The following is an 8,257-nucleotide window of genomic DNA, read 5'->3' as shown; positions in this document are numbered from 1 at the left end:
ACCAGATCCATGGTCCGATTGGCCGCTTTTTCGGTCATCGTCACCACGTAGTTCAAGCGTTCGGTTGCGTCGGTGATTTGCGACACTTCCTGGGCATGCGGCACGCGCGGGTCCAGTTGGAAGTTGACGATGGCGTTATGCAGTTCACGCGTCAGCTTGCCGACTTCGTGGTACAGGCCACGGTCGCGCGCTTTGTTGAGCTCATTGATCAGTTGCACCGCTTCGCCAAAGTTGCCTTGTTCCAGGCTGTCTACCAATTGGCGAGCGTTGGTTTTCAGGGTCGACTCAAGGTCGCCCTGAGGGGAATCATCGTGTTCCATAGCACCCTCGCGGCAAGCATCAGCCGTTGACCCGCTCAAAGATTTTTTCAATCTTTTCTTTCAGCACTTGGGCTGTGAACGGCTTGACTACATAACCGTTCACTCCGGCCTGTGCGGCCTCGATGATCTGGTCGCGTTTGGCTTCCGCGGTCACCATCAACACGGGCAGGTGTTTCAGGCGCTCGTCTGCACGCACGGCGCGCAACAAGTCGATCCCGGTCATGCCGGGCATGTTCCAGTCGGTGACCAGAAAATCGAAGCTGCCGCTTTGCAGCATCGGCAACGCGGTGGTGCCGTCGTCAGCCTCTGCCGTGTTGGTGAACCCCAAATCACGCAGGAGGTTCTTGATGATCCGTCGCATCGTTGAAAAGTCATCAACGATGAGGATTTTCATGTTCTTGTCCAAGTCGACCTCCGTACAGTCCCAAACGTACCCAGCACCCGAGTACGCCCTTAATCGTGAAACCGGCCTTGGCACGCTGCTGGAAAGCTATCCCCCAGCGGCCTGTGTGGTTAGTCGGCGTCCGCGCCTGATACTGCGTTGGCGCTCATCGCCATAGCCCGCTATGACTCGTTGCGCCGCCTTGTCTCAGCACTTCGGCCATCCGATCTTGAGTTAACCAACTACCCGTACAGACCACTAGCTCGCGCGCCACTCACCCAGTCGGGCCCGTAAACGCGCGGCACACTGGCTGTGTAACTGGCTGACGCGCGACTCGCTAACCCCCAGCACTTCGCCAATTTCCTTGAGATTCAGCTCTTCATCGTAATACAGCGCCAACACCAGGCGTTCACGCTCTGGCAAGTTGGCGATGGCATCGGCCAGCGCCACTTGGAAGCGTTCATCCTCCAGGTCTCGCGAAGGCTCAAGGTGAGAAGTGCTGGCGTCTTCACGCAACCCGCCATGCTCGCCGTCCTGCAACAGGTCGTCGAAACTGAACAGCCGGCTGCCCAAAGTGTCGCCAAGAATGCCGTAGTAATCCTCGAGACTCAATTGGAGTTCGGCCGCAACCTCTTGATCTTTAGCGTCTCGACCGGTTCTGGCCTCAATTACGCGTATTGCATCGCTGACCATGCGGCTGTTGCGGTGCACCGAACGGGGTGCCCAATCACCCTTGCGCACCTCATCGAGCATGGAACCGCGGATGCGGATGCCGGCGAAGGTTTCGAAACTGGCGCCTTTAGTGGAGTCGTATTTCTTCGAGGCTTCGAGCAGGCCGATCATGCCGGCCTGGATCAAATCGTCCACCTGGATGTTGGCCGGTAAACGGGCCAACAGGTGATAGGCAATCCGCTTGACCAACGGCGCATAGCGCTCGATCAACTGGTGCTGGGAGTCTTGCGCCTGCGCCTTGTTGTACATACGGAGTCCAGAGGCTGCTGTCATACCGCCGTATCCGCGATCGGTTGCTGCACCAGTCGCTCGACGAAAAACTCCAGATGGCCGCGCGGGTTGGCCGGTAACGGCCAGGCATCGACTTTCTGGGCGATCGCTTTAAACGCCAGTGCGCACTTCGAGCGCGGGAAAGCTTCATAGACCGCACGCTGCTTCTGCACGGCTTTGCGCACCGATTCGTCGTAGGGCACAGCACCTACATACTGCAGGGCGACGTCGAGAAAACGGTCGGTAACCTTGGTCAGCTTAGCAAACAGGTTGCGCCCTTCTTGCGGGCTATGCGCCATGTTGGCCAGCACGCGGAAACGGTTCATGCCGTGATCGCGATTGAGCAGTTTGATCAGCGCGTAGGCATCGGTGATCGAGGTCGGCTCGTCGCACACCACCACCAGCACTTCCTGGGCGGCCCGCACGAAACTGACCACTGAATCGCCGATACCGGCGGCGGTGTCGATGATCAGCACGTCGAGGTTGTCGCTGATGTCGCTGAAGGCTTGAATCAAGCCGGCGTGCTGCATGGGCGTGAGCTGCACCATGCTTTGCGCGCCGGATGCGGCGGGCACGATGCGGATGCCGCCGGGGCCTTGCAGCACCACGTCGCGCAGCTCGCATTCGCCGCTGATGACATCGGCCAAGGTACGCTTGGCCGTCAGGCCGAGCAGCACATCGACATTGGCCAACCCCAGGTCGGCGTCCATCAACATGACACGCCGCCCCAGCTCGGCCAGCGCCAGCGCCAGATTCACCGACACATTGGTCTTGCCGACGCCACCCTTGCCGCCGGTCACCGCAATCACCTGTACGGGATGCATACCCATGTTATCTACACACCTTGTCTAACGTCGACTGGAGCCATGTGGCCGCTTGCGCTTCGCTGAGCCGCGAAGCCAGGCAGATCGCCGCATGCCGCTGAACCGCTGCCGGAGCAGCCATTAGCCGGCGCGCCGCGCCGGATGTTGATAGAGGCCGGCAAACATTTCGGCCATCGTATCTTCGCTTGGGTCTTCAGCGGTTTGCAGGCCCACGGCCCGGCTCACCAGTTGATGACTACGCGGCACCTGCAAATCGTCCGGAATCCGCGGCCCATCGGTTTGATAGGCTACCGGTAGACGTTGGCCAATAGCCAGACCTAAAACCTCACCCAGGCTGGTGGCCTCATCCAATTTGGTCAGGATGCAGCCGGACAGACCGCAGCGTTTGTAACTATGGTAGGCCGCCTTGAGCACTTGGCTCTGGCTGGTTGCCGCCAATACCAAATAATTCTTCGCCTTGACGCCGCGACTGGCCAGGGTTTCCAGCTGCATGTGCAGGGCTGGGTCGCTCGCCGGCAGGCCTGCGGTGTCGATCAACACCACCCGTTTGCGGGCCAAAGGCGCCAGGGCCTGGGTCAGCGACTGCCCCGGATCGACCAGGGTCACTGGCACGTTGAGGATGCGGCCGAGGGTTTTCAGTTGTTCCTGCGCACCGATGCGGTAGCTGTCCATGCTCACCAGAGCGATGTTTTGCGCACCGTACTTCAGCACGTAGCGCGCCGCCAGTTTCGCCAGGGTGGTGGTTTTACCCATGCCAGCCGGACCGACCAGCGCGATCACCCCGCCGTCTTCCAGCGGCTCCTGCTGCGGTGTTTGAATCGCATGCGCCAGGTGCGCCAGCAGCATGCGCCAGGCCTGCCGCGGCTCGGCGATTTTTGCCACGCGCTCAAGCAAACTACGCGACAACTCGGCGGACAGCCCCATGCGCTGCAAGCGCCGCCACAGGTTGGCCTGCTGCGGACGGCGGCTTTGCAATTGGCCCCAGGCAATCGAGCCGAGCTGCACTTCAATCAGCTCACGTAGACCATGCAGTTCGAAGCGCATGGCGTCCAGCGCATGCTGGTCCGTCGCGGCGGCCGGTGCCGGTGGATTGTTGCGCAACACCGCCGCCAGGCTGTCGGCCGGCATCGCCGGTTCTGCGCCAAAAAGCTGGCGATCCTTGCCGGCATCGGTTTGCTCACGGGTGGTCAACTCGGCCTGGGCCGAGGCGATTCGCGATTGGGTTTTGCGCAACTCGGCTTCCAGCGCCGGGTTCGGCTGGCGCAGCGGCGCGGCGGGAATCTGATAGTCCAGTGCAGCGGTCAGTTCAACACCACCGGCAACCCGGCGATTGCCGATGATCGAGGCATCCGCGCCCAGCTCATCGCGGACCAACTTCATGGCTTGACGCATATCGGCGGCGAAAAAGCGTTTGACCTGCATGGCCTGTAACCTCGGTTAGTTCTGCCCCACCGTCGCAACGATGGTGACCTGCTTGTTGTCCGGAATTTCCTGGTAAGCCAGCACGTGCATACTCGGCACGGCCAACCGCGCGAACCGCGAGAGCATCGCCCGGACCGGACCGGCGACCAGCAGGATCACTGGTTTGCCGAGCATTTCCTGGCGCTGCGCCGCTTCCACCAGGGAACGCTGCAGCTTCTCGGCCATGCCCGGCTCCAGGAGGATGCCTTCCTCGGAGCCCTGACCGGCCTTCTGCAAGCTATTGAGCAATATCTGTTCCAACCTGGGCTCAAGGGTGATCACAGGCAGCTCCGGCTCTAGTCCCACAATGCTTTGCACGATGGCGCGGGCCAACGCGACGCGGACCACGGCGACCATCGCGGCGGGATCTTGACTCTTCGGCGCCACGTTCGCCATGGCTTCGGCGATGGTGCGAATGTCGCGCACCGGCACCTGCTCCTGCAGCAACGCTTGCAGCACCTTGAGCAGGGTCGACAGCGACACCAGGCCCGGCACCAGCTCTTCGGCCAGCTTCGGCGAGCTCTTGGCCAGCAACTGCATGAGTTGCTGGACTTCTTCGTGGCCAAGCAGCTCATGGGCGTGCTTGTGCAGGATCTGATTGAGGTGGGTGGCGACCACGGTGCTGGCGTCGACCACGGTGTAACCCAGCGATTGCGCCTGGTCGCGCTGGCTCGGATCGATCCACACCGCCTCCAGGCCGAACGCCGGATCTTTGGCGGCGACCCCGTTGAGCGGGCCGAATACCTGCCCCGGGTTGATCGCCAGCTCGCGATCCGGGTAGACCTCGGCCTCGGCCACGCTGACGCCCATCAGGGTCAAGCGGTAGGCATTAGGTTGCAGGTCGAGGTTGTCGCGAATATGCACCGAGGGCATGAGAAAGCCCATTTCCTGGGAGAGCTTCTTGCGTACGCCCTTGATCCGCGCGAGCAACTGGCCGCCCTGGTTGCGATCGACCAACGGGATCAGCCGATAGCCGACCTCCAGGCCAACCATGTCCACCGGCATGACGTCATCCCAGCCAAGTTCCTTGACCTCCTGGGCACGCTGAGCCGGCAACAGCTCCTGCTGACGCTGGACCTCCTTGACCTCTTCTTCCTGGGTCTTGCGCTGCTTGTTGGCGATCCAGTAGGCGGCACCGGCGGCGACCAGGCCCAGGCTGATAAAGGAAAAGTGCGGCATGCCGGGCACCAGGCCCATGGTGATCATGATCGCCGCGGCCACGGCCAGCGCGCGTGGCGAGGCAAACATCTGCCGGTTGACCTGGGCGCCCATGTCTTCCGAACTGGACACGCGGGTCACCATGATCGCCGCCGCGGTGGACAGCAGCAGCGACGGAATCTGCGCCACCAGGCCATCGCCGATGGTCAGCAGGGTATAGATGCGTCCGGCATCGGCAAAGCTCAGGTCATGCTGGAAGATGCCGATGGCGATACCGCCAATCAGGTTGATGAACAAAATCAGCAGGCCGGCAATCGCATCGCCCCGCACGAACTTGCTGGCACCGTCCATCGAGCCGTAGAAGTCGGCTTCCTGGGACACTTCGGAGCGGCGTTTCTTGGCCTCCGACTGGTCGATCAAGCCGGCGTTGAGGTCGGCATCGATGGCCATCTGCTTGCCGGGCATGGCATCCAGGGTGAAGCGCGCACTGACCTCGGAAATCCGCCCGGCACCCTTGGTGACCACCACGAAGTTGATGATCATCAGGATCGCGAACACCACGATACCGACTACGTAGTTGCCGCCGATCACCACCTCGCCGAACGCCTGGATCACCTTGCCGGCGGCGTCGTGGCCGTCTTGGCCGTAAAGCAGCACCACCCGCGTCGAAGCCACGTTCAGCGCCAGACGCAGCAAGGTGGCGGCCAGCAGGATGGTCGGAAACACCGCGAAATCCAGCGGCCGCAAAGCGTAGATAGCCACCAGCAGGACGACGATGGACAGGGCAATACTGAAGGTGAACAGCACGTCGAGAAGGAACGGCGGAATCGGCAGCATGACCATGCCGAGCATGACCAGCAGCAACAGCGGTATACCCAGGTTGCCCTGACGCAACCCCGACAGGTTGCTGCGCACATTGCCGATCATTTGTGAGCGATCTACTGCCACATTCCTACCCCAGCCGATTCAATCTTTTGACGCTAACGCGCCTTTGCGCTGGGTTTTGCAAGAACTCGTCCAAGTCGGCACCTGCGCGGAAAATTAGTCCGCGCAGGTACCCCGCCACCCTAACTCGTCGGCACCTCGATCATCTGTGCCTCGCGCTGACGTGTGTCCTGGCTTTCCTCGACCAGGAAACCAAAGGCCAGCATGGCGATAAAAGCGATAAAGGCGAGAAAGATAAAAGCCCCGGCGTAGCCGAAGGAGCCGACCACAAAACCGGCCAGCAGGTTGGAGAGCGCAGCGCCCAGGCCGATCATGCTGCCAAGCGCGCCCTGCACGGCATTGAAGCGCCCGGTGCCACGGGTCAGGTCGGCCAGCATCACCACCGCCAGCACCCCAAACAATCCCGCACCAACTCCGTCGAGCACCTGGATGGCCACGACCATCCAGGGCTCGTCAGCCAGCACGTAGAGCAAACCGCGCAGGGGCAGGACGGCAAAGGCCACCAGGAAGACCGGCTTGCGCCCCAGGCGCTCGGCCAAACGCCCACCGATCACCGCCACCGGAATCATCACCAACTGCGCGGTGACGATGCAGGCACTCATCCACAACGCCACCTGCTCCGGGCGCCAGGTGCCGAGCATTTGCCCGGCCAGCGGCAGCATCGCGGCATTGGCGAAGTGGAACAGCACGGCGCTGACGGCAAACGCCAACAATCGCCGATCAGCCAGCAGCACCCGCCACGCCACCGGCGCGCGGTCGATCGGGCCACTGCTCGCGGCGCAGGCCAGGCGATGATCGATTTCGGCACCACGAATGGTCGCCAACGCCAGCAGTGCGCCGAGGCCCATCAACGCATTCAGGTAAAACACCCCGAGTAACGACACATAATGACCAATCGCCCCAGCGAGCAAGGCGGCCAACACATTACCGGTATGGTTCCAACCCTCGTTGCGGCCCTGGCGCCGGGCGAACAGCTTCGGACCCACCAGCCCCAGAGTCATGCCGGCCAACGCCGGGCCGATCAACGCCGCGGAAATACCGATCACCCACTGCGCAGCGATCACCACGGTGAAGATCGGCCAAATCGCCATCACCACACAGGCCAGACTGATCAGGACTACCGCCAGCGCCAGCAAGGCTCTTTTCATCCGCGTGGCATCCAGCCACATGCCCAACGGCGCCTGTGCCAATACCCCGGCGATGCCTGCGGCGGACAGCGCCGCACCAATCGCCTCGGGCTTCCAACCCTGGGTCGCCAACAGGTAAACCCCGAGGTATGGGCCAACCCCGTCACGCACATCGGCGAGAAACAGGTTGAGGCCGTCCAGCGCGACGAGACTGCGTGGTGAGGGCCGCATCTTACAAACCGCTCAATTGTTCGGCATGCAGCGCACGACCGAGCGCATTTTCGCTGCCCAGGCCCTGGACCCGTACGGCCTGGCCAACCTGCAACAGGCTGGCATAGTGGTAGGCCAATTGCGGTTTGAAGCGCACGATAGCCGCGCTGTCGAGTACCACGCCGTTGATCTCGCCACGTCGGCCGTACAACAGGTGGCTGACCTTGCCCTGCGCACTCAGGGGTTGCAGCGCGGCCTGACGCAAATGCGGCGGCAACGGAGGCGGCGCCATTGGCCCCTGATCGACGATCTCCGCACCACCAGCCAGGTTACGCAGGGCATAGGCACGCAGACGCAAGCTGTGCTCTTGCTGGCCACGCAGCGCCACCTGGTCGCCCGGTTTGATGCGCGCCGCGACCGCTTCGCCCAGGTGCGGCGGAAAATGCACCTGCTGGCCGCCATCCAGGATAAAACCATCCAGTTCGCCATGGGGATTGAGCAGCAGGATCTCGACACGCCCGGTCAACTCATGAGCAGCCCAGCTCGACTGGGTGCCGGGTGGTGGGGCAACGGAGTCTGTCGGCCGGGCCAGCGCCAAGGTGCTGCACAGGCTCAGGCCAACGATGCTAGGGATCAGATAACGCATAAGGTATCTCCTCGGTAGGTTCGGGGAGAACCAATGCGAGACCCATGCCATATAAATAAATCAATAAAATCAAATATTTATAAAAAAACCTAACGCACACATGGATGAAAAGCCGACACCTCGGTGTCAGCTTTTCAGTCACTAGCGACCTGTAGGCTAGTTGCTTAACTCAAGTTCGGATG

The 8,257-nt window shown here is 61.9% G+C and carries 8 protein-coding genes; all 8 read right to left on the bottom strand.

Annotated elements, in window-relative coordinates:
• The coding region (locus tag B3M58_RS03720; protein ID WP_296217221.1) for a protein phosphatase CheZ at positions 1–320 on the bottom strand (320 nt) is incomplete at its 3' end.
• 19 nt (positions 321–339) lie between these two features.
• Positions 340–714 carry a chemotaxis response regulator CheY gene (locus B3M58_RS03715; protein WP_170829026.1) on the bottom strand — a complete coding sequence of 125 codons (375 nt, stop codon included), beginning with the start codon at positions 712–714 and terminating at the stop codon, positions 340–342.
• Positions 715–960: 246 nt separating this feature from the next.
• Positions 961–1,707 carry an RNA polymerase sigma factor FliA gene (gene fliA, locus B3M58_RS03710; protein WP_296217220.1) on the bottom strand — a complete coding sequence of 249 codons (747 nt, stop codon included), beginning with the start codon at positions 1,705–1,707 and terminating at the stop codon, positions 961–963.
• Positions 1,704–2,534: a flagellar synthesis regulator FleN gene (gene fleN / locus B3M58_RS03705; RefSeq protein WP_296217219.1), complete on the bottom strand. Its 831-nt coding sequence runs from the start codon at positions 2,532–2,534 to the stop codon at positions 1,704–1,706. The genes fliA and fleN overlap by 4 nt, the downstream gene beginning before the upstream one ends.
• A 114-nt stretch (positions 2,535–2,648) precedes the next feature.
• Positions 2,649–3,950, bottom strand: a complete 1,302-nt coding sequence (gene flhF / locus B3M58_RS03700; RefSeq protein ID WP_296217218.1) for a flagellar biosynthesis protein FlhF — start codon at positions 3,948–3,950, stop codon at positions 2,649–2,651.
• 15 nt (positions 3,951–3,965) lie between these two features.
• Entirely contained in the window at positions 3,966–6,074 is a 2,109-nt protein-coding gene (gene flhA, locus B3M58_RS03695) for a flagellar biosynthesis protein FlhA (protein WP_296217217.1), read from the bottom strand.
• A gap of 140 nt (positions 6,075–6,214) precedes the next feature.
• On the bottom strand, positions 6,215–7,450 hold the full coding sequence (locus B3M58_RS03690) for an MFS transporter (RefSeq protein WP_296217216.1): 1,236 nt from the start codon (positions 7,448–7,450) through the stop codon (positions 6,215–6,217).
• Between the two features lies 1 nt (position 7,451).
• Positions 7,452–8,075: a hypothetical protein gene (locus B3M58_RS03685; protein ID WP_296217215.1), complete on the bottom strand. Its 624-nt coding sequence runs from the start codon at positions 8,073–8,075 to the stop codon at positions 7,452–7,454.
• Positions 8,076–8,257 lie beyond the last annotated feature (182 nt).

Origin of the sequence: Pseudomonas sp. UBA2684 (assembly GCA_002354655.1) — a bacterium.
Classification (GTDB): Bacteria; Pseudomonadota; Gammaproteobacteria; order Pseudomonadales; family Pseudomonadaceae; genus Aquipseudomonas.
The sequence above is the reverse complement of the archived record's forward strand: the minus strand, read 5'-3'. Positions and strand labels throughout refer to the sequence as shown.